At 67.4% G+C, this 25314-nt stretch carries 26 protein-coding genes; 17 read left to right on the top strand and 9 right to left on the bottom strand.

Annotated features, from left to right (window positions below):
- Positions 1–28: 28 nt before the first annotated feature.
- The gene (locus QOZ99_RS00935) at positions 29–577 is read right to left on the bottom strand and encodes a flavin reductase (RefSeq protein ID WP_306888001.1); all 549 of its coding nucleotides are present in this window, start codon (positions 575–577) and stop codon (positions 29–31) included.
- Positions 578–978: 401 nt separating this feature from the next.
- On the opposite strand from QOZ99_RS00935, the gene QOZ99_RS00940 reads away from it, so the two are divergent.
- The 7 genes from QOZ99_RS00940 to QOZ99_RS00970 all read left to right on the top strand — a co-directional run bounded on the left by QOZ99_RS00940 (position 979) and on the right by QOZ99_RS00970 (position 7484).
- The gene (locus QOZ99_RS00940) at positions 979–1896 is read left to right on the top strand and encodes an ABC transporter permease subunit (protein WP_306888002.1); all 918 of its coding nucleotides are present in this window, start codon (positions 979–981) and stop codon (positions 1894–1896) included.
- Positions 1897–1908: 12 nt separating this feature from the next.
- Positions 1909–3354 (top strand): high-affinity branched-chain amino acid ABC transporter permease LivM, encoded by a 1446-nt coding sequence (gene livM / locus QOZ99_RS00945; protein ID WP_306888003.1) that lies wholly within the window; start codon positions 1909–1911, stop codon positions 3352–3354.
- On the top strand, positions 3354–4331 hold the full coding sequence (locus QOZ99_RS00950; protein ID WP_306888004.1) for an ABC transporter ATP-binding protein: 978 nt from the start codon (positions 3354–3356) through the stop codon (positions 4329–4331). Before livM ends, QOZ99_RS00950 begins: the two co-directional genes overlap by 1 nt.
- 8 nt (positions 4332–4339) lie before the next feature.
- Positions 4340–5098, top strand: a complete 759-nt coding sequence (locus tag QOZ99_RS00955) for an ABC transporter ATP-binding protein (protein WP_370876782.1) — start codon at positions 4340–4342, stop codon at positions 5096–5098.
- Between the two features lie 118 nt (positions 5099–5216).
- A complete protein-coding gene (locus QOZ99_RS00960) occupies positions 5217–5576 on the top strand; it encodes a DUF6867 family protein (protein WP_306888424.1) in 360 nt (119 codons plus the stop codon).
- A gap of 130 nt (positions 5577–5706) precedes the next feature.
- On the top strand, positions 5707–6807 hold the full coding sequence (locus QOZ99_RS00965; protein ID WP_306888005.1) for a branched-chain amino acid ABC transporter substrate-binding protein: 1101 nt from the start codon (positions 5707–5709) through the stop codon (positions 6805–6807).
- A 152-nt stretch (positions 6808–6959) separates the two neighbouring features.
- Entirely contained in the window at positions 6960–7484 is a 525-nt protein-coding gene (locus QOZ99_RS00970; RefSeq protein ID WP_306888006.1) for a GNAT family N-acetyltransferase, read from the top strand.
- Here the strand turns inward: QOZ99_RS00970 and QOZ99_RS00975 are convergent.
- On the bottom strand, positions 7439–8170 hold the full coding sequence (locus QOZ99_RS00975) for a cytochrome c biogenesis CcdA family protein (RefSeq protein ID WP_183189605.1): 732 nt from the start codon (positions 8168–8170) through the stop codon (positions 7439–7441). The genes QOZ99_RS00970 and QOZ99_RS00975 overlap by 46 nt on opposite strands.
- A gap of 121 nt (positions 8171–8291) precedes the next feature.
- Here QOZ99_RS00975 and QOZ99_RS00980 point away from each other — a divergent pair, with 121 nt between their 5' ends.
- Positions 8292–9296 carry a P1 family peptidase gene (locus tag QOZ99_RS00980; RefSeq protein WP_306888007.1) on the top strand — a complete coding sequence of 335 codons (1005 nt, stop codon included), beginning with the start codon at positions 8292–8294 and terminating at the stop codon, positions 9294–9296.
- 122 nt (positions 9297–9418) lie between these two features.
- On the opposite strand, the gene QOZ99_RS00985 is transcribed toward QOZ99_RS00980, so the two are convergent.
- Positions 9419–9817 (bottom strand): hypothetical protein, encoded by a 399-nt coding sequence (locus QOZ99_RS00985; protein ID WP_306888008.1) that lies wholly within the window; start codon positions 9815–9817, stop codon positions 9419–9421.
- 276 nt (positions 9818–10093) lie between these two features.
- Between QOZ99_RS00985 and rpe the strand changes: the two genes are divergently transcribed.
- The 3 genes from rpe (at position 10094) to purB (ending at position 12432) form a co-directional block, all read left to right on the top strand.
- Positions 10094–10780, top strand: a complete 687-nt coding sequence (gene rpe, locus QOZ99_RS00990) for a ribulose-phosphate 3-epimerase (RefSeq protein ID WP_306888009.1) — start codon at positions 10094–10096, stop codon at positions 10778–10780.
- Positions 10781–10824: 44 nt separating this feature from the next.
- Positions 10825–11049, top strand: coding sequence for a hypothetical protein (locus QOZ99_RS00995; RefSeq protein WP_306888011.1), 225 nt, complete (start codon positions 10825–10827; stop codon positions 11047–11049).
- A 75-nt stretch (positions 11050–11124) separates the two neighbouring features.
- Positions 11125–12432, top strand: coding sequence for an adenylosuccinate lyase (purB, locus tag QOZ99_RS01000; RefSeq protein WP_306888012.1), 1308 nt, complete (start codon positions 11125–11127; stop codon positions 12430–12432).
- A gap of 71 nt (positions 12433–12503) precedes the next feature.
- On the opposite strand, the gene QOZ99_RS01005 is transcribed toward purB, so the two are convergent.
- The 3 genes from QOZ99_RS01005 to QOZ99_RS01015 form a co-directional block, all read right to left on the bottom strand.
- A complete protein-coding gene (locus QOZ99_RS01005; RefSeq protein ID WP_306888013.1) occupies positions 12504–13304 on the bottom strand; it encodes an SH3 domain-containing protein in 801 nt (266 codons plus the stop codon).
- 173 nt (positions 13305–13477) lie between these two features.
- Positions 13478–16093, bottom strand: coding sequence for an SH3 domain-containing protein (locus QOZ99_RS01010; RefSeq protein ID WP_306888014.1), 2616 nt, complete (start codon positions 16091–16093; stop codon positions 13478–13480).
- A 258-nt stretch (positions 16094–16351) separates the two neighbouring features.
- Positions 16352–16675 (bottom strand): DUF1476 domain-containing protein, encoded by a 324-nt coding sequence (locus QOZ99_RS01015; RefSeq protein WP_306888015.1) that lies wholly within the window; start codon positions 16673–16675, stop codon positions 16352–16354.
- A gap of 361 nt (positions 16676–17036) precedes the next feature.
- Here QOZ99_RS01015 and purC point away from each other — a divergent pair, with 361 nt between their 5' ends.
- The 6 genes from purC to grxD all read left to right on the top strand — a co-directional run bounded on the left by purC (position 17037) and on the right by grxD (position 21877).
- Positions 17037–17846, top strand: coding sequence for a phosphoribosylaminoimidazolesuccinocarboxamide synthase (gene purC / locus QOZ99_RS01020; RefSeq protein ID WP_183189614.1), 810 nt, complete (start codon positions 17037–17039; stop codon positions 17844–17846).
- 152 nt (positions 17847–17998) lie between these two features.
- Entirely contained in the window at positions 17999–18241 is a 243-nt protein-coding gene (gene purS, locus QOZ99_RS01025; protein WP_183189615.1) for a phosphoribosylformylglycinamidine synthase subunit PurS, read from the top strand.
- A gap of 5 nt (positions 18242–18246) precedes the next feature.
- Entirely contained in the window at positions 18247–18945 is a 699-nt protein-coding gene (purQ, locus tag QOZ99_RS01030; protein WP_306888016.1) for a phosphoribosylformylglycinamidine synthase subunit PurQ, read from the top strand.
- Positions 18946–18993: 48 nt separating this feature from the next.
- Complete coding sequence (purL, locus tag QOZ99_RS01035) at positions 18994–21207, top strand: phosphoribosylformylglycinamidine synthase subunit PurL (RefSeq protein ID WP_306888018.1); 2214 nt, start codon at positions 18994–18996, stop codon at positions 21205–21207.
- Positions 21208–21220: 13 nt separating this feature from the next.
- Positions 21221–21454: a BolA family protein gene (locus tag QOZ99_RS01040; protein WP_183189618.1), complete on the top strand. Its 234-nt coding sequence runs from the start codon at positions 21221–21223 to the stop codon at positions 21452–21454.
- Between the two features lie 84 nt (positions 21455–21538).
- On the top strand, positions 21539–21877 hold the full coding sequence (gene grxD / locus QOZ99_RS01045; RefSeq protein WP_306888019.1) for a Grx4 family monothiol glutaredoxin: 339 nt from the start codon (positions 21539–21541) through the stop codon (positions 21875–21877).
- Positions 21878–22045: 168 nt separating this feature from the next.
- Here the strand turns inward: grxD and rpsD are convergent, their stop codons facing one another.
- The 3 genes from rpsD to murI form a co-directional block, all read right to left on the bottom strand.
- Entirely contained in the window at positions 22046–22663 is a 618-nt protein-coding gene (gene rpsD, locus QOZ99_RS01050) for a 30S ribosomal protein S4 (RefSeq protein ID WP_183189620.1), read from the bottom strand.
- A 217-nt stretch (positions 22664–22880) separates the two neighbouring features.
- Positions 22881–24152: a lytic murein transglycosylase gene (locus QOZ99_RS01055; protein ID WP_306888020.1), complete on the bottom strand. Its 1272-nt coding sequence runs from the start codon at positions 24150–24152 to the stop codon at positions 22881–22883.
- Between the two features lie 148 nt (positions 24153–24300).
- A complete protein-coding gene (murI, locus tag QOZ99_RS01060; RefSeq protein ID WP_306888021.1) occupies positions 24301–25140 on the bottom strand; it encodes a glutamate racemase in 840 nt (279 codons plus the stop codon).
- Positions 25141–25314 lie beyond the last annotated feature (174 nt).

Genomic DNA, 25314 nt, shown 5'->3' on the forward strand with positions numbered 1-25314 from the left:
CCGCCGGGTGCCGCCGGGTGCCGCAGGACTAGACGGTCAGGAAGCCTCGGCCGAGATAGGCCAGCTTGGTGCGGTCCGCGCCCAGCGTGATCGCCTCCACCCGCCCCACCAGCACGTCATGCGTGGCGATGGTGCGCACCTCGACCAGCCGGCACTCGAACGCGGCGATGGCATCGCGCAGGCACGGAATGCCGAGCCGGCCCTCATGCCAGGTGCCCGTCGCGAACCGCTCCTCGCCCGACATCCCGCCCGCCCCGCCCCCCTTGCCGCCGAAAACCTGCGCCACGGCCTGCTGCTCGCCGGCGAGCATGTTGACGGCGAAGACGCCCGCCTGCCGGAAGGCCGGGGCGGAATGGATACGCCGGTTGAGACAGACCAGCAGGGTCGGCGGGCTGTCCGAGACCGAGGCAACCGCCGTGGCGGTGAAGCCGACGCGCCCGGCCGCGCCGCGCGTGGTGACAACATGGACGGCCGCCACCAGCCGGCTCATCGCCTCGCGATAGAGCCCCGCCTCGACCGCCCCGCCAGCACTGTGCGCCGCCGCATGCCCGGCGTCCTGCCGCGTCGTCTCGTCCACCTCTGCCTCCATTTGCCGGCCCGCTCCCCGGGGTTGGTTGGCGGCTTCCTGTGCATAACTCCCCGGCGGCGACTTGGGAAACCGGCGACTTCGGAAACCACACACCCGCGCCTGCAGCGACCCGGACAATGCGTCAAAAAAGTGAAGGTGGGATGCAGATTCGGTGACGCGGCAGTCATCCAGCAAAATATTGAAGAACAAGGATATTTTGTGTTTTAGTATTATGATACCCATACATCAGCCGTTTCGATCGATTGCATTTCGTCTTTCGATCGAATTGTATCGGAGCGCGACGCGCGCTATGAGAGATGGGCGCCTACGTGATGGGCACGGTCACAATATGTGCAATCCAGCCGCACGACGCGACTTCCAAGATCGGTTGAGGGGAACCGTAACCTAAAATGGATGTATTCATTCAGCAGCTCATCAACGGGCTGACGCTCGGTTCGATCTATGGCTTGATCGCGATCGGCTACACCATGGTGTTCGGCATCATCGGCATGGTGAACTTCGCCCATGGCGACGTGTTCATGGTGTCGAGCTTCATCGCGCTGATCTGCTTCCTGCTGGTCACGACGGTGCTGGGCATCACCTCGATCTTCCTTGCGCTGGCCATCGTGCTGGTGGTGGCGATGTTCTTCACCTCGCTCACCAACTGGGCCATCGAGCGGGTCGCCTATCGCCCGCTGCGCGGCTCGTTCCGCCTCGCGCCGATGATCTCGGCGATCGGCATGTCGATCTTCCTCGCCAATTTCGTCCAGGTCTCGCAGGGCCCGCGCAACAAGCCGGTGCCCCCGATGGTGACGGACGTGATCGTGCTGATGGACAATAACGGCTATCAGGTCACGCTGGCCTGGAAGCAGGTCATCATCATGGTGGTCACGGCCGTGCTGCTGATGGGCTTCTGGTATCTGGTGCAGAAGACCTCGCTCGGCCGCGCCCAGCGCGCCGTCGAACAGGACCGCAAGATGGCGGCGCTGCTCGGCATCAATGTCGACCACACCATCTCGCTTACCTTCGTCATCGGCGCCGCGCTCGCCGCCGTCGCCGGCGTCATGTACCTGATGTATTATGGCGTGGCCCATTTCGCCGACGGTTTCGTGCCGGGCGTGAAGGCCTTCACCGCGGCGGTTCTTGGCGGCATCGGCTCTCTGCCGGGCGCCGTGCTCGGCGGGCTGCTGATCGGCCTGATCGAGGTGTTCTGGTCGGCCTATTTCTCCATCGAGTACAAGGACGTCGCGGCCTTCTCGATCCTCGCCATCACCCTGATCTTCATGCCGCAGGGCCTGCTCGGCCGGCCGGAAGTCGAGAAGGTCTGAGGTCAAGTCACCATGGCAGTTCAGCTTGCTGAAACCGCGCCGCCCCCGGCGAAGGCGTCCCCGTCCAGTTCGGTGATGGCCCACGCGTTCAAGGACGCGGTGATCACCGGCCTCATCGCCCTCGGCCTGTTCACCCCGCTGATCGGATTCGAGACCGTCATCATCGATGGCGCGCTCGGGCTCGACTACCGTCCGGGGACGCTGGCGGTGATGGTCGGCATCATCTTCGTCGGCCGCCTCCTCCTCAACCTCACGGTGTGGTCGCCCAACCGCAAGCCGAGCGTGCGCAGCGGCCCCACCATCTTCGACCGTGCCGGGACCACGATCGGCCCGGCGGTGAAGCCGCTGCTGCTGGCCTTCGCGGTCGGCTTCCCGTTCATCGCCGCCTTTGCGATGGGCGGGATGAACGAGAGCCGCTACCTCATCGACCTCGGGATCCTGATCCTCACCTATGTGATGCTGGGCTGGGGCCTCAACATCGTGGTGGGCCTCGCGGGCCTGCTCGACCTCGGCTATGTCGCCTTCTACGCGGTGGGCGCCTATACCTACGCGCTGCTCGCCACCTCGGCGCCGATCAACGACTTCTTCGCCGGCTTTCTGGGCGAAACCTTCTGGGCCAACTGGGCCTTCTGGATCTGCCTGCCCATGGCGGGCGTATTCGCGGGAATGTGGGGCATGATGCTCGGCTTCCCGGTGCTGCGCCTGCGTGGCGACTATCTCGCCATCGTGACGCTGGCCTTCGGCGAGATCATCCGCCTGGTGCTGATCAACTGGGTGGATTTCACCGGCGGCGGCGCGGGCATCGCCTCGATCCCGCGGGCGACTTTCTTCGGTGTGCCGTTCACCGCGGGGGAGAATGGATTCGCGGCGCTGTTCGGGCTTCAATTCAACCCGATGCACCGCATCATCTTCCTCTATTTCGTGATCCTGGCGCTGGCCCTGATCACCGCCTTCGCCACCGTCCGGTTGCGCCGCCTGCCGGTCGGGCGGGCCTGGGAAGCGCTGCGCGAGGACGAGATCGCCTGCCGCTCGCTCGGCATCAACACCACCAACGTGAAGCTGTCGGCCTTCGCCACCGGCGCCATGTTCGGCGGATTCGCCGGCTGTTTCTTCGCGGTGCGCGCCGGCTTCGTCAGCCCGGAGAGCTTCACCTTCGACATCTCGGCGATGATTCTCGCCATCGTCGTGCTGGGTGGCATGGGCTCGCAGATCGGTGTCGCGGTGGCGGCGGCGGTGATGATCGGCGGCATGGAAATGCTGCGCAATCTCGGTTTCCTCAACCAGATCTTCGGCGGCGATTTCGACCCGAGCCTGTACCGCATGCTGATCTTCGGCTTTGCCATGGTCGCCATCATGGTCTGGAAGCCGCGCGGGCTGGTCTCCACCCGTGCCCCCACCATCTTCCTGAAGGAGCGAAAGGCCGTGTCGGGCGACCACGTCAAGGAGGGGCACGGCTGATGGCCCCCTCTCCCTCCCCCGCTGCCGCCGGCCTTCCCAATTGGGAGGCCGACCCGATCCTCGCCGTCGAACACCTGTTCATGCGCTTCGGCGGCCTGATCGCGGTGAACGACCTGTCCTTCAAGGTCGGGCGCGGCGACATCACCGCGCTCATCGGGCCCAACGGGGCCGGCAAGACCACGGTGTTCAACTGCATCACCGGCTTCTACAAGCCGAGCGAGGGCCGCCTCGTGCTGGCGCATGGACACGCGCCCACGGCCGAGGAACTCGCCCGCGTCACGCTCATCGGCGAGCGCGCGCTGGTCGGGCGCAAGTCGAGCGTCTACCTGCTCGAACGCATGCCGGACTATCGCGTCTCCGGTGAGGCGAAGGTGGCCCGCACCTTCCAGAACATCCGCCTGTTCACCGGCATGACCGTGCTGGAGAATCTCATGGTGGCGCAGCACAACACGCTGATGGTGGCCTCCGGCTTCTCGCTCAAGGGCCTGTTCGGCCTGCCGGGCTGGAACGCGGCCCAGCGCGCCGCCACCGAGAAGGCCAAGTACTGGATGGAGAAGGTCGGTCTCACCGACCGCGCCGACGACCCGGCCGGCGACCTGCCCTATGGCGCCCAGCGCCGTCTGGAGATCGCCCGCGCCATGTGCTCGGACCCGATCCTGCTGTGTCTCGACGAGCCCGCCGCCGGCCTCAACCCGCGCGAGAGCCTGGAGCTGAACAACCTGCTGCGTTCGGTCCGTGCCGAGCACGGCACCTCGATCCTGCTGATCGAGCATGACATGAGCGTGGTGATGGAGATTTCCGACCATGTCGTCGTGCTCGATTACGGCACCAAGATTTCCGACGGCACGCCCGAGGCGGTGAAGAACGACCCGCGCGTGATCGCCGCCTATCTCGGGGTCGACGAGGACGCGGTCGAGGAGGTCGAGGCCGAGATCGACGCGGAGATCGCGGCCCATTCGACGGGAGCGCATTCGTGAGCGACACAATGACCGCCGCCCCGCCACCCGTCACCGCCGGTGGCACCAAGCCGATGCTGGCGGTGCGCGGCGTGAAGACCTTCTACGGGAACATCATGGCGCTGAAGGGCGTCGACGTGGATGTCCATCGCGGCGAGATCGTCACGCTGATCGGCTCCAACGGCGCCGGAAAATCGACGCTGATGATGACCATCTTCGGCCAGCCGCGCGCCCGCGAGGGGCAGATCGTTTATGACGGGCGCGACATCACCAAGATGCCGACTCACGAAATCGCGCAGCTCAAGATCGCGCAGTCGCCCGAGGGCCGGCGCATCTTCCCGCGCATGACCGTGTTCGAGAATCTGCAGATGGGGGCCTCGGTCGATGGCTTCGGCCATTTCGACGAGGACCTGCTGAAGGTGTTCGATCTGTTCCCGCGCCTCAAGGAGCGCATCAACCAGCGCGGCGGCACGCTCTCGGGCGGCGAGCAGCAGATGCTGGCGATCGGCCGCGCGCTGATGAGCCGGCCGCGCCTCCTGATGCTGGACGAGCCTTCGCTCGGCCTCGCCCCGCTGATCGTGAAGCAGATCTTCGACGCGATCCGCGAGCTCAATCGGGCCGAGGGGCTTACCGTGTTCCTTGTCGAGCAGAACGCGTTCCACGCGCTCAAGCTTGCCCACCGCGGCTATGTGCTGGTGAACGGGCTCGTCACCATGACCGGCGCGGGGCGCGAACTTCTCGAGCGCCCGGAAGTCCGGGCGGCCTATCTCGAAGGCGGGAAGCACTGACATGGCTCATTCCAGCGGATCCCTCATCTCCCAGGGCGCACCGAGCAGTCTCGCCGTCGTGGTGCCGGCCCTGGTCATCGTCGCCGTCATCGCCAGCGCGGTGGTTGCCCCCTGGTTTGTGGTCGAGGTCTCGCGCGGCGACTTTACCCTCGTCACCCTGTTCCTGGGCGGCGGCGCGGCGTGGCTGACCGGCCGCTCCGTGGCCGGCACCTGGCGCAGTTACCGGCAGGCGCTCATCTACGCTCTGCTGCTCGGCTGCGTGGTGCGCTTCTTCCACTTCGCGCTGTTCCTCGGCACGCTGCTGTCGTGGCACTATTTCCTGACCGACACGGCCTTCCTCATCGCGGTCGCCACGCTCGGCTTCCGTTCGGAACGTGCGCGCCAGATGGCGACACGCTATGGTTGGATCTACCGTCAGTCGGGACCGTTCGGCTGGGTCGAGGGTGGCCCTGCCGAATCACCCGGGACGCGCGCGTGAGCGTCCTCACCATCGGTTTCGCTTGCTCGTCGACAAGAGCACGAAAAAGGGCATGATAACGGCCGGAGCAATTGCTGCCGCGCCGCTCAGGCTGCGAAAAATCAAACTTCCAGGACTAGGAGAGAAGTTCATGAAGAAGCTTCTGTTGGCCGGCCTCGCGCTCGGCGCCATGGCGGCCCTGGCCGTTCCGGCCTCGGCGCAGGTGAAAGTCGGCGTTGGCGGCCCGATCACCGGCGCGAACGCGACCTTCGGCGCGCAGCTGAAGAACGGTGCCGAGCAGTGGGCCACCGATGTGAACGCGGCCGGCGGCCTGCTCGGCCAGAAGGTCGAGATCGTCGTCGGTGACGACGCCTCCAAGCCCGAGCAGGGCGTCTCGGTGGCGAACAAGTTCATCGCCGACGGCGTGAAGTTCGTGATCGGTCACTTCAACTCTGGCGTGTCGATCCCGGCTTCCGAGCAGTATGCCGAAGCCGGCGTTCTGGCCATCTCCCCGGCTTCGACCAACCCGAAGCTGACCGAGCGCGGCCTCGCCAACGTGTTCCGCACCTGCGGCCGTGACGACCAGCAGGGCCTGGTGGCGGCCGAGTACATCGAGAAGAACCTGAAGGGCAAGAAGATTGCCATCGTCCACGACAAGACCCCCTACGGCAAGGGTCTGGCGGACGAGACCCAGAAGTCGATGAACAAGGCGGGCATCAAGGAAGTCATCTACGAGGGTATCAACCCCGGCGAGAAGGACTATTCGGCTCTCGTCTCCAAGCTCAAGGGCGCGAATGTCGACGTGCTCTATTATGGCGGCCTGCACACCGAAGCCGGCCTGCTCGTGCGCCAGATGCGCGATCAGGGCCTGAAGACGGTCCTTTTCTCGGGTGACGGCATCACCGACAAGGAATTCTGGACCATCGCCGGCCCCGGCGCGGAAGGCACTCTGATGACCTTCGGCCCGGATCCGCGCAAGAACCCCGCCGCGACCAAGGTCGTCGACGAGTTCAAGAAGAAGAACATCGATCCGGAAGGCTACGTTCTCTATTCCTACGCGGCCGGCCAGGTGATCCAGCAGGCTGTCGAGGCTACCAAGTCGCTCGATACCGCCAAGGTCGCCGAGTACATCCACTCCGGCAAGGCGTTCGACACCGTTCTCGGCAAGCTGACCTTCGACAAGAAGGGTGACCGCACCAACCTCGACTACGTCGTCTACGTCTGGAAGGACGGCGGCTATACCGAGCTGTGAGGCCACGCGTCCTCGCGACGCATCGCAACAGGCCAGAATACGAAACCCGCCGGAGCGATCCGGCGGGTTTTATTTTGGGAATATGATGCCCTCTGTCAGGTCGAAGTGCTGCAGGTCGAGGTGCTGCGGGTCGAAGTGCTGACGGAGACGACATGCGGATCGAGGAGGCGCGCCCGGCGGATGCGGAAGCGATGCTGATGGCGCATCGCGCGGCCGTTCGCGGCACGGCGGCCGCGTTCTATGACGTCGAAATCATCAATACCTGGGCGCCCCTGCCGCTGCGGGCCGAGACCATCGAGTTGCTCGCCCGGCGTATCGAGCGCGGCGTGGAAGAGGCGGTTGTGGCGCGTGACCGAAGCGGCGCCATCATCGGTTTCGGCTCGATCGTGCCCAATGTCCACGAGCTGCGAGCCGTTTATGTCTCGCCCGCTCACGGCCGCTCCGGCATCGGCGGCTCCATCCTGCGGGAACTGGAAGCCCGTGCGCGAAGGCGCGGCCTTGCCGAACTGACCATGAACGCCTCGATCAACGCCGAGGCGTTCTACCGGCGTCACGGCTTCACGTCGGAAGGTTACGGCGAGCACAGGTTGGACGGCGGCTACCGGATGGCCCGCGTCCGCATGCGCCTCGCTCAGCCGAAACTTCCCAACGCCGGGAAGGTCTCCAGCATCCAGTAGCTGAACGTCGCCATCCAGCCGGAGAGAAAGCCGATGCCGGTGAGCACCAAAAGCGCGCCCATGGCTTTCTCCACCACCGGGAGATAGCGCCGCGCATGCACCAGCAGGCCCAGCGCGGGGCGGGCCATAGCCGCCACCAGCATGAAGGGCACGCCGAGCCCGGCCGAATAGACCGCCAGCAGCCCCGCCCCGCGCGTCAGCGTCTGTTCGCTCGCGGCGACCGCGAGAATGGCGGCGAGCACCGGCCCGATGCACGGCGTCCAGCCAAAGGCGAAGGCAAGGCCCATCACATAGGCGCCCGCCAGCGTGGACGGCGCATCCACATGCACGCGCCGGGTCCGGGTCATCCAGCTGAACTTGAGAATGCCGAGGAAGTGCAGCCCCATCAGCAGGATGGCGACGCCCGCGACGATCGACAGTTCCTGCGAGTAAAGCCTGAGATAGCCGCCGACCACCGAGGCGCCCGCGCCCAGCGCGACAAAGACCGTGGAAAATCCCGCGACGAACAGCACCGCCGCCCCCAGCGTGCGCCGGGCCGCGGCGTCGGTCGGCGCCTTGTGCGTGATCTGGTCGAGGCTGGTCCCGGCGAGGTAGCACAGATAGGGCGGCACCAGCGGCAGCACGCAGGGCGAGGCAAAGCTGGCAATGCCGGCGACAAAAGCGGCCGGGAGGGTGACGTCGGCCATGAAATGGGCAACCTTGGTGGGTGCGGGGATGATCCCAATGCACGGCCGGCGGCGCTTAGGCAATGCGGCCGGTTGGTGTCTCCCCGTGATGTGAAGCCGCCCGACGAGGTTCCCCTGTCCGATGCGAAACCTGATCACCGATGTTGCCGGCCTGAAGGTGGGCCATGCCACCGACCTCGCCCTCGCCTCCGGAGTCACCGCCATCCTGTTCGACGCCCCGGCCGTCGCCTCGGTCGATGTGCGCGGCGGCGGGCCCGGCACCCGCGAGACCGACCTGCTCGCCCCCGACGAGACGGTCGGCGCCATCCATGCCATCACCCTGTCCGGCGGCTCCGCCTTCGGCCTCGACGCGGCGGGCGGCGTGATGGCCGCGCTGGCCGAGCGCGGCATCGGCTATCCCGTCGGCGCGGCGATCGTGCCGATCGTGCCGGGCGCGGTGCTGTTCGACCTGATCAATGGCGGCGACAAGAACTGGGGACGCTTCTCTCCCTATCGCGATCTCGGTTATGCGGCGGCGATGGCGGCCGGGCTGGATGTGCCGCTCGGCACCGTCGGCGCCGGCACCGGGGCAACGACGGTAAACCTGAAAGGCGGGCTCGGCTCGGCGTCCATGGTCGCCGCGTCCGGCCACACGGTCGGCGCCATCGTTGCGGTCAATGCCTGCGGCGCCACCAATCTCGGCGAGGAGGGGCATTTCTGGGCAGCGCCGTTCGAGAAGGGCGGCGAATTCGGTGGCCTCGGCCTACCCTCGCCGCTGCCGCCGCTGCCCGAGCGGCCGGCGCTCAAGGGCCTGCCGCCCGGCGCCAACACCACCATCGCGCTGGTCGCCACCGATGCGGTGCTGACCAAGGCGCAGTGCAAGCGCCTCGCGGTGATGGCCCATGACGGCTACGCGCACGCCATCTGGCCCGTGCATACCCCGCTGGACGGCGACACCATCTTCGCCGCCGCCACGGGGCTGCGTCCGCTGGCCGACCCCATTTTCGACCTTGCCCTGATCGGCGATGCCATCGTGCGCACGCTGGCACGCGCCTGCGCCCGCGCGGTCTATGAGGCGACCGCGCTTCCGCAGTCGGGCACGCTGCCGGCGTGGCGCGACCAGTGGCCCGGCCATTGGCAAGCCTGACGGATGCCATGGACGGCCGGAACCACGTCCGGTCGTCCATTGTCCTGCGCCCTCAGATCACGACCCGGGCAGCGCGCCTTTGAGAAGCGTCCGCCGAGAAGTGCCCCCTGAGGCGTGCAGGCTCACGGGCACGCTTCCCAGAAACCCGTGGTCCGCTGCGGATTGGTGTAGAACCAGCAATAGTTCGGCTGCGGCGGCGGACCGGCCAGAGTGACCGCCGCGGCTCCGGCGAGGAAGCCGACAGCCGCACCCGCCGCCACGGCACCGCCGGGAGGCCAGTAGCGGTAGGGATTGGTAACGACCACCGCCCCGCGCGGACCGTAATAGGCGCCATGCGGCACCGCATAACCGCGGTTCGGGTAGAACCCCGGGCCCCGGGGATAATAGCCCGGACCGCCGGCTGCGGCACAGCCGCGCGGGCCACAGGCCGCCGCGCGCCACGCGCTCGCTTCCGGGACGGCCATGAACAGACCACCCGCCGCGACGGCAGCCAGCACCACCAGATGTCGCAACTTGCTCATTGTAAAACGTCCCCCTCAAACCGTGCCGGGCGGCGCGCCAATACGCGCCGACGCACCGCGACTCGCGAGATTAATGCATGGCGGTTCCATCCGCATCTACCGCTACGCAAGCGCGCCGTTAATTGCCGCTCCGTGATCACCATGCTAGAGGATTTCCGATGAGTTCCGGTTCGTTCAGAAAGCTCTAGGTCTTTGTTTCTCCGCGTTTTCTTTACGTGATCCGAAACCCGCCTCACTCCAAGATGCCTCAGGGCCGGCCCTGCCGGAGACGCCATCATGACCCACCGCCCCCTCATCATCGCCCCTTCCATCCTCGCCAGCGACTTCGCCCGCTTCGGCGAGGAAGTGCAGGCCGTCGACGCGGCGGGCGCGGACTGGATCCACATCGACGTGATGGACGGGCACTTCGTGCCCAACATCTCCTTCGGCCCGGATGTGGTGAAGGCCATCCGTCCGCTCTCCGCCAAGCCGTTCGACGTGCACCTGATGATCGCGCCGGTCGATCCCTATCTCGAAGCCTTCGCCAAGGCGGGAGCCGATCACATCAGCGTCCACACGGAAGCCGGCCCGCATCTGCATCGTTCGCTGCAGGCCATCCGCGCGCTTGGCAAGAAGGCGGGCGTCGCGCTCAATCCGGCCACCCCGGCCAGCGCCATCGAGCATGTGCTTGACGTCATCGACATCGTCATCGTGATGACGGTGAATCCCGGCTTCGGTGGCCAGGCCTTCATCGCGCCGGTCATGGACAAGGTGCGGCAGATTTCCGCGATGATCGGCGCGCGGCCGATCGACATCGAGATCGACGGCGGCGTGACGAAGGACACCGCGGCCGCCTGCATCGCGGCCGGCGCCAACGCGCTGGTGGCGGGTTCGGCGGTGTTCAAGGGCGGCGCCGAAGCCTATGCCGGCAACATTGCCGCCATCCGCACGGCGGCGGCGCGCACGCGCGGCGAGCTGGTCTAGCCGTCGGCATCGTCGATCATGCAGATGTCCGGGAGCAGGAATCCGTGAACACGAACCCGAATGGCGACGAACTCAGGAAAATCCTGTGCCGCCTCGAAATGGGCATGGTGCTCACCGTGCCGGACCGATGGCTCGAACGAAACATCACCGGCACCCGCGTGAGCCGCGCCCTGCTGGTGGAGGAGATCGCGCACCAGTTTCATTGCATCTGCCACCTGGAAATCGACGGCATCCGGTTCGAGCGGCAAGGCTTCCCGTTCACCGGCTGAGCGGGCCCCGCATTTGTCCCGCCCCGTGGGATCTGCTAATGCGCGACGGTCCATCGTCAGCCGAAAGAGCCGCCCGTGATCCCGCGCTATACCCGCCCCGAGATGGCCGCCATCTGGGAGCCGCAGACCCGCTTCCGCATCTGGTTCGAGATCGAGGCGCACGCCACCGACGCGCTGGCCGAGATCGGCGTGGTGCCGAAGGAGGCCGCGGCGAAGATCTGGGAAATGGCGAAGGACGCCACGTTCGACGTCGAGCGCATCGACGAGATCGAGGCGGTCACCAAGCATGACGTCATCGCCTTCCTCACCCATCTCTCCGAGATCGTCGGGCCGGAGGCGCGTTTCGTCCACCAGGGCATGACCTCGTCGGACGTGCTCGACACCTGCCTCAACGTGCAGCTGGTGCGCGCCGCCGATATCCTGATCAAGGATGTCGACCGCCTGCTCGCCGCGCTGGAGACCCGCGCCTTCGAGCACAAGCTCACCCCGACCATCGGCCGCTCGCATGGCATTCATGCCGAGCCGACCACGTTCGGCCTCAAGCTGGCGCAGGCCTATGCCGAGTTCACCCGCAACCGGGCCCGGCTGGTCGCGGCGCGCGAGGAAGTGGCCACCTGTGCCATTTCCGGCGCGGTCGGCACCTTCGCGCAGATCGACCCGCGGGTTGAGGAATATGTGGCGGAGAAGATGGGTCTGAAGGTCGAGCCGGTCTCGACCCAGGTCATCCCGCGCGACCGCCACGCCGCCTATTTCGCCGCGCTCGGCGTGGTCGCCTCCTCGATGGAGCGCGTCGCCATCGAGATTCGCCATTTGCAGCGCACCGAGGTGCTGGAGGCCGAGGAATTCTTCTCCGCCGGCCAGAAGGGCTCCTCGGCCATGCCGCACAAGCGCAACCCGGTGCTGACCGAGAACATTACCGGCCTCGCCCGCCTCGTGCGCGGCATGGTCACGCCGGCGCTGGAGAATGTGGCGCTGTGGCACGAGCGGGATATCTCGCACTCCTCGGTGGAGCGCATGATCGGCCCCGACGCCACGGTGACGCTCGATTTCGCGCTGAACCGCCTTGCCGGCGTGGTGGAAAAGCTGCTGGTCTATCCCGAGACCATGCAGCGGAATCTCGATCGTCTCGGCGGGCTGGTGCACTCCCAGCGAGTGCTGCTGGCGCTCACCCAGAAGGGGGCGAGCCGCGAGGACGCCTATCGGCTGGTGCAGCGCAACGCCATGCCGGTCTGGCGCGGCGAGGGCGATTTCCAGACGCTGCTGACCCATGACGCGGATGTGCGCCACTATCTGTCGGCCGAGGAAATCGCTGAGAAATTCGATCTCGGCTACCACCTCAAGCATGTCGACACGATCTTCCGCCGCGTGTTCGGGCGGGTCTGATAAAAACACGATGCCTGACGAAAAAAGGGCGGCACCGAGCCGCCCTTTCCAAGCATGGCCCTGAACCGGGATCACCGACCGGGGAAGCCGCCTCCGCCAAGGCCGCGTCCACCAATGCCGCCGCCGCGATAGCCGCCGCCCATCGGACGGTACATCACCGGGCGCGGACCGGCGAACCCGCCGCGATAGCCGGGGGCGCCCCGATACATCGCGCCGCCACGGTAGCCTGGCCCGCCGCGATAGACAGGTCCGCCGCGATAGCCGGGGCCTGCCCAGGCGCCCCAGTTGGGCGGACGCGGACCCGCACCGGCCCAACCCGGCGCGCCGCCGCGCCAGCCCGGCGTGCGCCAATTCGCCGGCACGCCGCCGCCGCGACCATAGACCGGGCCACCGCGCCAGTTGCCGGGAGGCGGCCCGCCGCGCCAGTTGCCAGGAGGCGGGGCCCAGTAATTGCCACGCCCACCCCAATAGCCGCGCCCACCCCAGTAACCGGGACCGCCCCAGTAGCCGGGGCCACCCCAGCCCCAGCCGGAACCCGCGACGGCGCCCAGAGCGAACGCGCCGACGCCAAGGCCGATATTGCTGTCATAACCGTCATAGTAATAGTCGGGCTGGACCACGACATTGGTGCCGGCGCGGAAGGACAAATAGTTCGCATTCACATAGCCACCGGCCGCGCGGCACCAGTTGGACGTGCAGTTGCCGGCATCGACCCGCGTGCCCGCCCGCAACGCACCGATGACGGCGTAGCGTGTGCCGGGCCCGCTGCGCACGTTCAGATCGGTGGTGACGACGGCAGGGCGGGCGATGGCCGCTGCGCTGCCGGCGATCAGCAGACCCACCGCGAGCATCAGGCTCTTGGGCAAACGCATGGCACTTCTCCCTCGAACTTTATCGGCGGGCGCGCGCGAGAAGATTCCCGGGCCTTCGCCCTCGCCGGCCCTCGCAGGCCGACACCTCAATGTGGAGTAGCAACCGTTTTCAGCGGAATTGGTTGCAATACCTACCCCGCCCGCGCCATCACGGCCGCGTCATCGAGACGCCCCTAGGGACGCCAGACCACCGGGCGCCCGTCATACCACGGGCCGGCGGCATAGGGCCCCTGCCCGCGCGGGCCGAGGCCGGAAGTGAAGCTCGCCCGCTGCGGCAGCGCGCCCTCCCCGCCACGCGACCAGTAGCTATTGCCGGCGCGGTCGCCGAAGCGGGGGGTGTCGCCATAGCCGGGATGCATGTTCCAGTAGGACGGCCGTCCGCCCCAGTAGCTCGGGCGCGTACCCCAGTAGGACGGGCGGTTGGCGCCATGGAGGCCCGGCCCCCAATAGCCCGGCCCCCAGCTTGCCCGCCAGATCGAGTCCCAGCCATAGCCGTAGCGTGGCGCGGGGGTGTCATAGCCACCGCTCACATGGAGCGCCGGGCGCGTGGCGGGGCTATCCCATCCGCCCGTCCAGCCATCCACGACCGTGGCCACCGCCGCCGCTACGCCGACCACCGGCGCCGCCAGCGTGGCCAGCACCGCGCCACCCAGCGTCGGTGCGCCGGCAGCGGAATAGATGGGATAGGTGCCGCCCGGAACGGTCTCGTCGGGATAGCCGACATAATAGGCAGGCGTCTGCGTGGCCGCGGGATAGGGTGTCGAGGGATCGACATAGGACGCGTCGGCATAGCCAGCCGGGGCGAGGCTCGCGGGACGCACCACGACGCGCGTGGTGCCCGCTGGCGCGCCCGCCGAGCCCGCCGCCGGCCCGGCCGCCAGCAGGCGCGCGTTCACATAGCCATAGGGCGTTTCGCACCACGCGCCCTCGCAGCCCACCAGGTCGACCGTCGTGCCCGCCGCCAGCGTGCCGATAACGGCATAGCCGGTGCCAGGGCCGCTGCGGATATTCGCCGCCGTGGTGGTGACGGACGAAGTGCCCGCCTCGATCGCCGAATTCACGGGCATCGATCCGGGGGTAGACCGCGAGACCGGCGCCCGCGAGAGCGACACGCGGCTGGCCGGCAGCGCGGAAGCCGTGCCGATTCCCGGCGCATAGGCGCGGCCAGCCGGCGCGGCGGCCGTGGCCTGCGCCATGGGCGCTGTACCGATTGCCGGCGCCGGCGGGTCGCGCGTCGCGGACGCGGCGACATGGCGGACGCTGACATAGCCATATTGCGTCCGGCACCATGCGCCGGCGCAGGATTCGATGTTCACCGGCAGGCCGGCCGGAAGCGTACCCAGCACGCCGAAGCGCACGCCCGGCCCGGAGCGCGCCTTGACGCTGGCCGTCGTCGCCGCGCTGGCGGCGGCTGGGCCCGGAGCGACACCGGGCGACATATTCGGCAGGGATTGAGGCGCGAGCGCTTGAGGCGACAAGGTTTGCGGCGACAAGGTTTGCGGCGACACGGTTTGCGGCGACACGGTTTGCGGCGGCTGGGCTTGCAGCGACAAGGCTTGCGGCGGCAGCACCTGCGCCACCGCGCCACGCGACAGCACATAGAGGCTGATATAGCCCTCGCTTGTGTGGCACCAGCCATTGGCGCAGCCCGTCACCTCCACCTTCGTGGCGTCCGGCAGCGTCCTGGTGATGTCGTAGTCGGTGCCCGGTCCGGAGCGCACATTGGCGGTGCCGATGGTGGTGCGCGGGCCGGCCATCGCGGCGTTGTCGACAGCATCGCCCGCTCCCGCCGTCACGGCCGCACCCGCTGCCACGCCGGGGGCATAGCCGAGTGCCGCCGCCCCGCTAGCCGCCGGCACCGCCGAAGCCGGGACGAGCGCGGTGCTCGGAAGAGCCGTGATCGCGCGGGCGGGCGAGGCGGCAGCGGTCGCGGGCGCGCCGAGGCCGGGAGCACCCTGTGCGATCTGGCGAGCGCTGACATAGCCGTATTGTGTCTGGCACCAGCTACCCGCACAGGAGACCACGCTCACCGGGAAGCCCTCTGGCAGCGTGCCGAGCACGCCATAGCGCCCGCCCGGTCCGGAACGCACTGTCGCTCTCCGGGTCACGGTCGCGTTGGCGGGTATCGCCGGAGCGCCATAGGCGGAAGTTGGCGGCTGGGTCTGAGGCGACAAGGCCTGCGGCGGTTGGGCCTGCGGCGGCAGCACCTGCGCCACCGCGCCACGCGACAGCACATAGAGGCTGATATAGCCCTCGCTTGTCTGGCACCAGCCATTGGCGCAGCCCGTCACCTCCACCTTCGTGGCGTCCGGCAGCGTCCTGGTGATGTCGTAGTCGGTGCCCGGTCCGGAGCGCACATTGGCGGTGCCGATAGTGGTGCGCGGGCCGGCCATCGCGGCGTTGTCGCTGGCGCCGCCGGCTCCGGCGGCAAGCACGGGCGCAGCGGCCGTCCCGGGCGCATAACCCAGCGTCGCGGCGCCGCTCACTCCCCGCACCGCCATGGATGGCGGCAGAGCCGGCGCGCCCTGCAGCACCGCGCCGGCGCTGACATAGCCATATTGCGTGCGGCACCAGGCGCCGGCGCAGGAAATCACGTCGATCGGCGTTCCCGCGGCCAGCGTGCCGAGCATCGCGTAATTCGCGCCCGGTCCGCCGCGCAGTTCCGCCGTGCGAGCCATCGTGGCGGGCGCGGCAAAAGCGGCCGGCGTTCCGACCGCGATCGTTCCCGCTGCCAGCGTCCCCGCGAGCGCGAAGCGGCTGACCCGCGCGAAGGATGTCGTGAACCGCATCGGCGCCTCCCCAACCGCCGCCCGCCCGCGTGGGCAGCGACGGCCATCGTCACGCTTGACCGGAATCCGGCGGGGGCGCAACGAAATGGGGAAAAGATGGTTGCCAACATGCAACCCGCGTGCTGACCGCACGACGATTCGCCGGTGGGCAGCGGCTCACACCAAAGCATCTCCCCGGCATGACCCGGGCGGGATGATCCGGCCCGCTCATGCGCAGGCCGGCCCAAGGCGGAGGCCGGCCTCGCGCGGAGACGCTCCTCAGGTGCCGGACTTCAGCTGCGCCATGGCCTGCTCAAGCAGTTCGTCCATGGTGCGGCGGATGCGGTGCTCCGAGACGTCGAGGCTCTTGGCCTCGAAATCGGCCTTCAGCTTGCGGAAGACGTCGTCATCGCCGGCTTCCTCGAGGTCGGCCTCGATGAGCGTGCGGGCATAGGCATCGGCTTCCTCGCCCGTCAGACCCAGCTTGCCGGCGGCCCACAGGCCAAGCGCGCGGTTGCGGCGCGCATGAGCCTTGAACTTCAAGGTCTCGTCATGGGCGTATTTGGCTTCGAACCCATCTTGGCGCTTATCGAATGTGCTCATGGCTTCGCCCTGTCTCTAGGTCAGTTACGGGCTTGATTATCGCGCCCGCCCCCCCAAATCAACGCCATCGACGCCCTCATGCGGTGATGTAGGTCAATGTGACGCTTGGCCCAGGGGGTATCGGCGGCGTATGCGGGAGAGATCGCGCATTTGAAACCAACCATGCGAAACCTACCATGTGAAACCAACAGGGCACGTGCACGAAACTTGCACGCTGTCATGTTTGTATCCGCTCACCCGATCGGCTAGTGTCCGCCGGTGGGCGCTACCTACCGGCGATACGAATCGTCACGGCGCTCCATACCGCAGAAAATGCTCGGCGCCCCAGCCGCTAACTCGGAACCGGAGCCCCGGCACCCTAATGGACTTCCTCAACCGACGGTACCCACCCATGAGCCGCCGCCGCCGCATTTATGAAGGTAAGGCGAAAGTCCTCTATGAGGGCCCTGAGCCTGGCACGCTGATCCAGCACTTCAAGGATGACGCCACTGCCTTCAACAACAAGAAGCACGACGTCATCGACGGCAAAGGCGTGCTGAACAACCGAATCTCGGAATATGTCTTCCTGAAGCTGAACGAGATCGGCGTTCCCACGCATTTCATCAAGCGGCTGAACATGCGCGAGCAGCTCATCCGCGAGGTCGAGATCATCCCGCTCGAAGTGGTCGTGCGCAACGTCGCCGCCGGCTCGCTGTCGACGCGGCTCGGAATCGAGGAAGGCACGCAGCTGCCCCGCTCGATCATCGAGTTCTATTACAAGAACGACGAGCTCAACGACCCGATGGTGTCGGAAGAGCACATCACGGCGTTCGGCTGGGCCACCACCCAGGAAATCGACGACATCATCGCTCTCGCCATCCGCGTGAACGATTTCCTTTCCGGCCTGTTCCTCGGCGTCGGCATTCGCCTCGTCGATTTCAAGATGGAATGCGGCCGGCTGTGGGAAAACGATCTCATGCGCATCGTCGTGGCTGATGAGATCAGCCCCGATTCCTGCCGGCTGTGGGACATCAAGTCGAACGACAAGCTCGACAAGGACCGCTTCCGCCGCGACATGGGCGGCCTCGTCGAGGCCTATTCCGAAGTCGCGCGCCGTCTCGGCATCATTTCCGAGAACGAGCGGCTGCAGGGCGGCCCCGTGCTGGTGAAGTCCGAACAGCCCGAAAAGTGAGATGAACGCCCCCGGCCTCGCCATATTCGTGGGGCAGCCATCCACAATCGACCGTTGAGCCGTTCGCGGCCAAGTGATAGGCGGGGGCCCGCAAAGCCCCCGTTTCTGTTTTCTCCCGTTCTATTTTCAAGAACGTCCTCGAGAGTGATCCCATGAAGGCGCGCGTTCTCGTCACCCTGAAATCCGCCGTGCTCGACCCGCAGGGCAAGGCCATCGAGGGCGCCCTGCGCTCGCTGGGCGTGCCCGGCATTTCCAGCGTCCGCCAGGGCAAGGTGTTCGACGTCGAATTCGACGGTTCCGACCCGGCCAAGGCCGAGGCGACGCTGAAGGACGCCTGCGAGAAGCTTCTCGCCAATACGGTGATCGAAACCTACCGCATCGAGTTCGTGGGCTGAGCACGATGAAAGCGGCCGTCATCCTCTTTCCCGGCTCGAACCGCGAGGGCGATGTCGCCAGCGCGCTCAAGCATGTCACCGGTGTCACGCCCAGCATTGTCTGGCACGCCGACACCGATCTGCCCGCCGGCACCGATCTCGTCGTGCTGCCCGGCGGCTTCTCCTATGGCGATTACCTGCGCTGCGGCGCCATCGCGGCGCGCGCCGCCATCATGGATGCCGTGCGCGCCCACGCGGCGCGCGGCGGGCTGGTGCTCGGCATCTGCAACGGCTTCCAGATCCTGTGCGAGAGCGGGCTGCTGCCCGGCGTGCTGGTGCGCAATGCGCGCCTGCGCTTCGTCTGCCGCGAGGCGCTGCTGAAGGTCGAGCGCACCGACACGCCCTTCACCCGCCGCTACGCCAAGGGCGCCATCGTGCGCTATCCCGTGGCCCATGGCGAAGGCAACTACACCGCCGATACCGAGACGCTGAAGCGGCTTGAGGGCGAGGGCCGCGTGGCTTTCCGCTATGTCATGGCCGACGGCAAGCGGGACGATACCCAGGTGCTCAACGGCGCCGCCAATTCCATTGCCGGCATCGTCTCCGAGAAGCTCAACGTGCTCGGGCTGATGCCGCACCCCGAGAACCATGTCGACCCGCTGCTCGGGCCGACCGATGGACGCGCCTTGTTCGAAAGCATAGCGGGCGTGCTGGAGCGGGCCTGAGCCTCGCGCTCGCCCCTCCCCGCCGCGCAACGGAATGACGGCCCTCGCATGACCTCCACCGAGCCGAAAATCACCCCCGAGCTGATCGCCGAACATGGCCTCAAGCCCGACGAGTACCAGCGTATCCTGACGCTGATCGGTCGCGAGCCGAGCTTCACCGAGCTTGGCATCTTCTCGGCCATGTGGAACGAGCACTGTTCCTACAAGTCGTCGCGGCTGCATCTGCGCGGCCTGCCGACCAAGGCGCCCTGGGTGATCCAGGGTCCGGGCGAGAATGCCGGCGTCATCGATATCGGCGACGGCCAGGCCGCCGTGTTCAAGATGGAGAGCCACAACCACCCCTCCTATATCGAGCCCTATCAGGGCGCGGGCACCGGGGTCGGCGGCATCCTGCGCGACGTGTTCACCATGGGCGCGCGGCCCATCGCGGCGCTGAACGCGCTGCGCTTCGGCGACCCCAAGCACCCGCGCACCCGGCATCTGGTGGCGGGCGTCGTCGCCGGCATCGGCGGCTATGGCAATTCCTTCGGCGTGCCCACCGTGGGCGGGCTGGTGGGCTTCCACACTCGCTATGACGGCAACAATCTGGTCAACGCGATGGCAGTTGGCCTCGCCGATGCCGACAAGATCTTCTACGCCAAGGCGACCGGCGTCGGCCTGCCCGTGGTCTATCTCGGCTCCAAGACCGGGCGCGACGGCATCCACGGCGCCACCATGGCCTCGGCCGAATTCGGCGAGGGCGCGGAGGAGAAGCGCCCGACCGTGCAGGTGGGCGACCCGTTCGCGGAAAAGCTGCTGCTGGAAGCGTGCCTTGAAATCATGGAAGCGGGCTGCGTCGTCGCGATCCAGGACATGGGCGCGGCGGGCCTGACCTGCTCGGCGGTGGAGATGGGCGCCAAGGGCGACCTCGGCATCGAGCTCGATCTCGACAGGCTGCCCTGCCGTGAGGAGGGCATGAGCGCCTATGAGATGATGCTCTCGGAGAGCCAGGAGCGCATGCTCATGGTGATCGCGCCGGGCAAGGAAGAACAGGCCGAGGCCATTTTCCTCAAATGGGGCCTCGACTTCGCGATTGTCGGCTACACCACGGACAATCTGCGCTTCGTGGTGAAGCACAAGGGCGAGATCAAGGCCGACCTGCCGATCAAGGAACTGGGCGACGAAGCCCCGCTCTATGATCGCCCCTGGGTGGAGACGCCGAAGCAGCAGCGCATCGACCCCGCCTCGCTGGAAATCACCGCCACCCTTCCCGGCGCGCTGGAGCGGCTGATCGGCTCGCCGGATTTCGCCTCCAAGCGCTGGATCTGGGAACAGTACGACCACCTCATCCTCAACAATACCGTGCAGCGGCCCGGCGGCGATTCGGCCGTGGTGCGGGTTGGCGAGGGGCCCAAGGGCCTCGCGCTCACCTGCGACGTCACCCCCCGCTATTGCGAGGCCGATCCGTTCGAGGGCGGCAAGCAGGCGGTGGCGGAAGCCTGGCGCAATATCACAGCCGTCGGCGGCAAGCCGCTGGCGCTGACCGATAATCTCAATTTCGGCAACCCCGAGAAGCCGGAGATCATGGGTCAGCTGGTCGGCTGCCTGCGCGGCATCGGCGCGGCGGCGCTGGCGCTGGATTTCCCCGTCGTGTCGGGCAATGTCAGCCTCTATAACGAGACCAATGGCCGCGGCATCCTGCCGACCCCGACCATTGGCGGCGTCGGCGTGGTCGACGACATCGAGAAGACGGCGACGCTGGCCTTCAAGGCGGGCGGCGAGGCGATCTTCGTCATCGGCGAGACCACGGGCTGGCTCGGCCAGTCGGCCTTCCTCGCCGAGATCCTCAACCGCGAGGAGGGCGCCCCGCCCCCGGTCGACCTGGAACTGGAACGCAAGAACGGCGATTTCGTCCGCTCGCTGATCGAGGCCGACCTTGTCACCGCCGTGCATGACGTCTCCGATGGCGGCCTGCTGGTCGCCATCACCGAGATGGCGATGGCATCGGGCATCGGCGCCAGCCTGCTCGCCCCGGAAGACGGCATCAACCCGTTCGCCTACTGGTTCGGCGAGGATCAGGCGCGCTATGTGGTGACGGTGGCCAGCGGCGAGAAGGCGCAGGTCCTGCGTCAGGCCGAGGCGGCGGGCGTCACCATCGCCAAGATCGGCGGCACGGGCGGCGACCGGTTGAACATTCCGGGCGAGCGCCCACTTGTGATCGATACGCTGCGCGAGCGGAACGAAGCCTGGCTGCCCATCTATATGGGCGCGGGCCTTATGTGAGGGAGCACCCGCGATGGCCATGGAAGCCACCGAAATCGAACGGCTGATCCGGGAGGGCCTGCCGGATGCGGCGGTCGAGATCCGCGACCTCGCCGGCGACGGCAATCATTATGCGGCAACCGTCGTGTCCGCGAGCTTTCGCGGCAAGAGCCGCGTGCAGCAGCACCAGATGGTCTATGCCACGCTGAAGGGCCAGATGGGCGGCATATTGCACGCGCTGGCGCTTCAGACCAATGTACCGGACTGAAGCCGGCGGCCGAGACTGCCACGCCTCCCGAAAGGGAGGTCGCCACCCCCACTCGCGACGCCCGCACGGGCAGAGGGCAATGCCATGAGCATTCACGATTTCATCGATAGCCAGGTGAAGAGCAACGACGTCGTCGTCTTCATGAAGGGCACGCCGCAATTCCCGATGTGCGGTTTCTCCGGCCAGGTCGCGCAGATCTTCACGCTGCTCGGCGTGGACTACAAGGGCGTCAACGTTCTGGATTCCGACGAGATGCGTCAGGGCATCAAGGAATTCACCAACTGGCCGACCATTCCGCAGATCTTCGTCAAGGGCGAGTTCATCGGCGGCTGCGACATCGTCCGCGAAATGTACCAGTCCGGCGAGTTGCAGGGCCTGCTGGAAGAGAAGGGCGTCGTGGTCGCCGGCCGCGCCACAGCGTGAGGCTGTCCACCCGCTGAGCGAAAAGGCCGTCCTTCGGGGCGGCCTTTTTTCATGCCGGGATGCCGCGCATGCCGGATTTGGGGATGGCGGCTGGGCCGGCTGCGCCAACAAAAAAGCCGCCCCGAAGGGCGGCTTTTCCGTTGGTCGCGAACGGATCGCGGGATCCGATCAGCGCGAGTAATACTCGACGACCAGATTGGGCTCCATCACGACCGGATAGGGCACCTCGTTGAGCTCGGGCACGCGGACGAACTTGGCCGTCACCTTGTTGCCGTCGACTTCGAGATAATCCGGCACGTCACGCTCGCCCGAGGCAGCCGCTTCCATGACCAGCGCGAGCTGCTTGGAAGCTTCCTTCACCTCGATCACGTCGCCGACCTTCACCTGGTAGCTCGGCACGTTGACGCGGCGGCCGTTCACCTTGATGTGGCCGTGGCTCACGAACTGGCGGGCGGCGAACACGGTGGGAACGAACTTGGCGCGGTAGATCACGGCGTCGAGACGGCGCTCGAGGAGGCCGATCAGGTTGGCGCCGGTATCGCCCTTGAGGCGCGAGGCTTCGACATAGACGGCGTAGAACTGCTTCTCGCCGATCGAGCCGTAATAGCCCTTGAGCTTCTGCTTGGCGCGCAGCTGCACGCCGAAGTCGGAAACCTTGCCCTTGCGGCGCTGGCCGTGCTGGCCGGGGCCATATTCACGCTTGTTGATGGGGCTCTTCGGGCGGCCCCAGATGTTTTCGCCCATACGGCGGTCAAGCTTGTGCTTGGCTGCTACGCGCTTGCTCATGCGCTGGTCCTCTCGCAAGTTGCGGGTTGGATCGCGCCCCCTCCTCTGCCCTCCTTTTTCGAGGGCCGACAGGTCATCTCCGAACGCGCCGGAGACATCCATGGGTGCGTGAAACGTAACACGGGGCCGTTGCCGACCCCGTGCGTGGCTGGGTGCATAGGCGGGAAAGGCCGGAAGGTCAAGGGCTGCGGCGGCGGCCCCGCCTTCGCGCCCGCAATCAGCGCCCCTTGCGCAGCGCCGCCAGCACGTCGAGCCCGGCATAGCCGTTCGGCTCAAGCCCGATCCTGCGCTGGAAATCGGCCACGGCCTTCATGGTCATGTTGCCGACCCGCCCGTCCGTGCCCCCGGTGTCGAATCCCGCGCGCGTCAGACGGCGCTGGATGTCCTGGATCTCCGCCAGCGTCAGCGCGCGCTCCCCACCGGGAAAGGGCGTGATGAAGGGTGCGCCGCCCAGCACGCGGTCGCCGAGATGGCAGACGGCCAGCGCGTAGTTCATGGAAGGGTTGTAGCTGCGCACCGCATAGAAGTTCTGCGTCAGCAGGAAACAGGGCCCCTCCGGCCCGACCGGCGCCCAGAGCCGTGCCCGCGCCTTGGGCAGCGCGAAACGCCCGCCGCCCGCCGGCTTCACGCCACGCCGGGCCCACTCCTCCACCGGGCGCCAGGTCTTGGCGTCGGCGGCCTGTTCGGGCACGCCATCCATGCGCACCTCGAAGCCCCAGGGCAGGCCGCGCTGGTAATTGCCGCGCTTGAGGAGATAGCGCGAGGAGCCGGCCAGCGCATCGGCCACGGAATAGGGCGAGGGCGTGCCGTCGCCATCATAGTCGATGCCGAGATTGAGCCAGACTTCCGGCATCCACTGGGTATGGCCCATCGCCCCCGCCCAGGAGCCGCGCATCTCCTCCGGGCTCGCCCATCCACGCTGCACGACGGCCAGCGCGTTGATGAACTCGATCTCCCAATAGCTGCGCCGGCGCGGTTCGCCCCAGGCCAGCGCGCCGAGCGAGGGGAAAACCGGCTTCATGTGGTCCGGGTCATCGACCAGTTCGCCGAAGGCGCTCTCCATGCCCCAGAGGCCGAGCAGCACATCCTGCTCGACGCCGAAATCGCCGTGCAGGCGCCGGAGCAGCGCGGCGTTCTCCTTCGCCGCCGCCCGCCCGGTCATCAGCCGCCATTCGGAAATGCGGCGGTTGAGATATTGCCAGATCTCCTCGCGAAACTCGGGCTGGGCGCTGTCCTTGGCATAGACTGAGAGGTCAGGCTCCAGCCCCCGCGTCACCCGGTCATAGACGGCATCGGAAATGCCCTTGGCACGCGCGCGGGCGCGAAAATTCACCACCCAGGCACTGAAGGGCTGCGCCGCCGTCTGCGCGCGCGCCGTGCCGCCGGCAAAGGCCAGCGCCCCGGCGCCCGCTCCCACAAGGAAGGCGCGGCGTGTCGGCGCGAGTATCGACGTCTGGCCGGCGGGGCGTGCGAAGGCGTCAAGCGTCACGGACGAATCTCCCGCGGCGCGCAATGCCGCAGCGGCATGGTGGGTTGGGATGATGTCGTCTGCAAGGCGCGGAGATGAGGGCAGACATGTTGCCGGCCACGGCTCCCGGTCGCCCGCCACCACGGCCTCGCCCGTCGCTTGCCGGAGATCAGATGGCCGGCAACGCCATCGGCACAAGTTCACCGGGCCGGCTGCTGCGCCCGACGATGCGCTCCACCAGCTTCGCATCGAGCGGATGGCCGGTGGAGAACAGGCGCAGCGGCGCCGGGTTCGCCGCGAAGGCGACCGGACCGATCAGCGAACTCAACCGGCGGGCGATGGCGGGGGCCGGGTCGATCCAGCGCACCGACCAGGGCGCCACCGCGCGCAGCCGCTCCAGCACCAGCGGATAATGCGTGCAGGCCAGCACCACCGTGTCGGTGCGCCTGTCCGCCTCGCGCACGAAGGCCGGGGCGATCTCGGCGGCGAACGCCTCGTCCGGAACCGTCTCGCCCGCCATGACGGCCTCGGCGAGCGGCGCCAGCCGGGTCGAGCCGACCAGCGTGACACGGCAATCACCCGAGAAATCGCGGATCAGCGCCTGCGTGTAGTCGCGCCTCACGGTGCCGGGCGTGGCGAGCACGCTGACCTGCTTGGTGAGCGAGCTTTCGCAGGCCGGCTTGATGGCCGGCACGGTGCCGACGAAGGGAATGGAATATTGCGCGCGCAGCGCCGGCAGAACCAGCGTCGAGGCGGTATTGCAGGCGATGACGACCGCATCCGGCGCCAGGCGGGCGATCAGCGCATCCATCACCGCCGTTACCCGGCCGATCAGGTCCGGCTCGCTGCGGGGGCCATAGGGAAAGCCGGCATCGTCCGCCGCGTAGACGAAGCGCGCATCGGGCCGGGCACGCGCCAGTTCGCGGAACACCGACAGCCCGCCCAGCCCCGAATCGAACACCAGGATCGTGGGCGCGCGCAGCGTGGGAGCGATAGCGGATAGCGGCACGGCGGATGGCCCCGTTGAACGAGGGTGCGGGACGCCGTGAACGCTGCCAGGAACGTGGCCCTCGGCGCCCTGAAGGAGCGCCGGAGAACCAGAAGCAGAAACGGGCGAAGCCTCGATACGCATCTGATGTCCTCCATCCCGGGCAGCATTGTGGCGCATCAAGGTGAACGGATC

The sequence above is a fragment of the Ancylobacter amanitiformis genome (assembly GCF_030814815.1).
In the GTDB taxonomy this organism is placed as follows: domain Bacteria; phylum Pseudomonadota; class Alphaproteobacteria; order Rhizobiales; family Xanthobacteraceae; genus Ancylobacter; species Ancylobacter amanitiformis.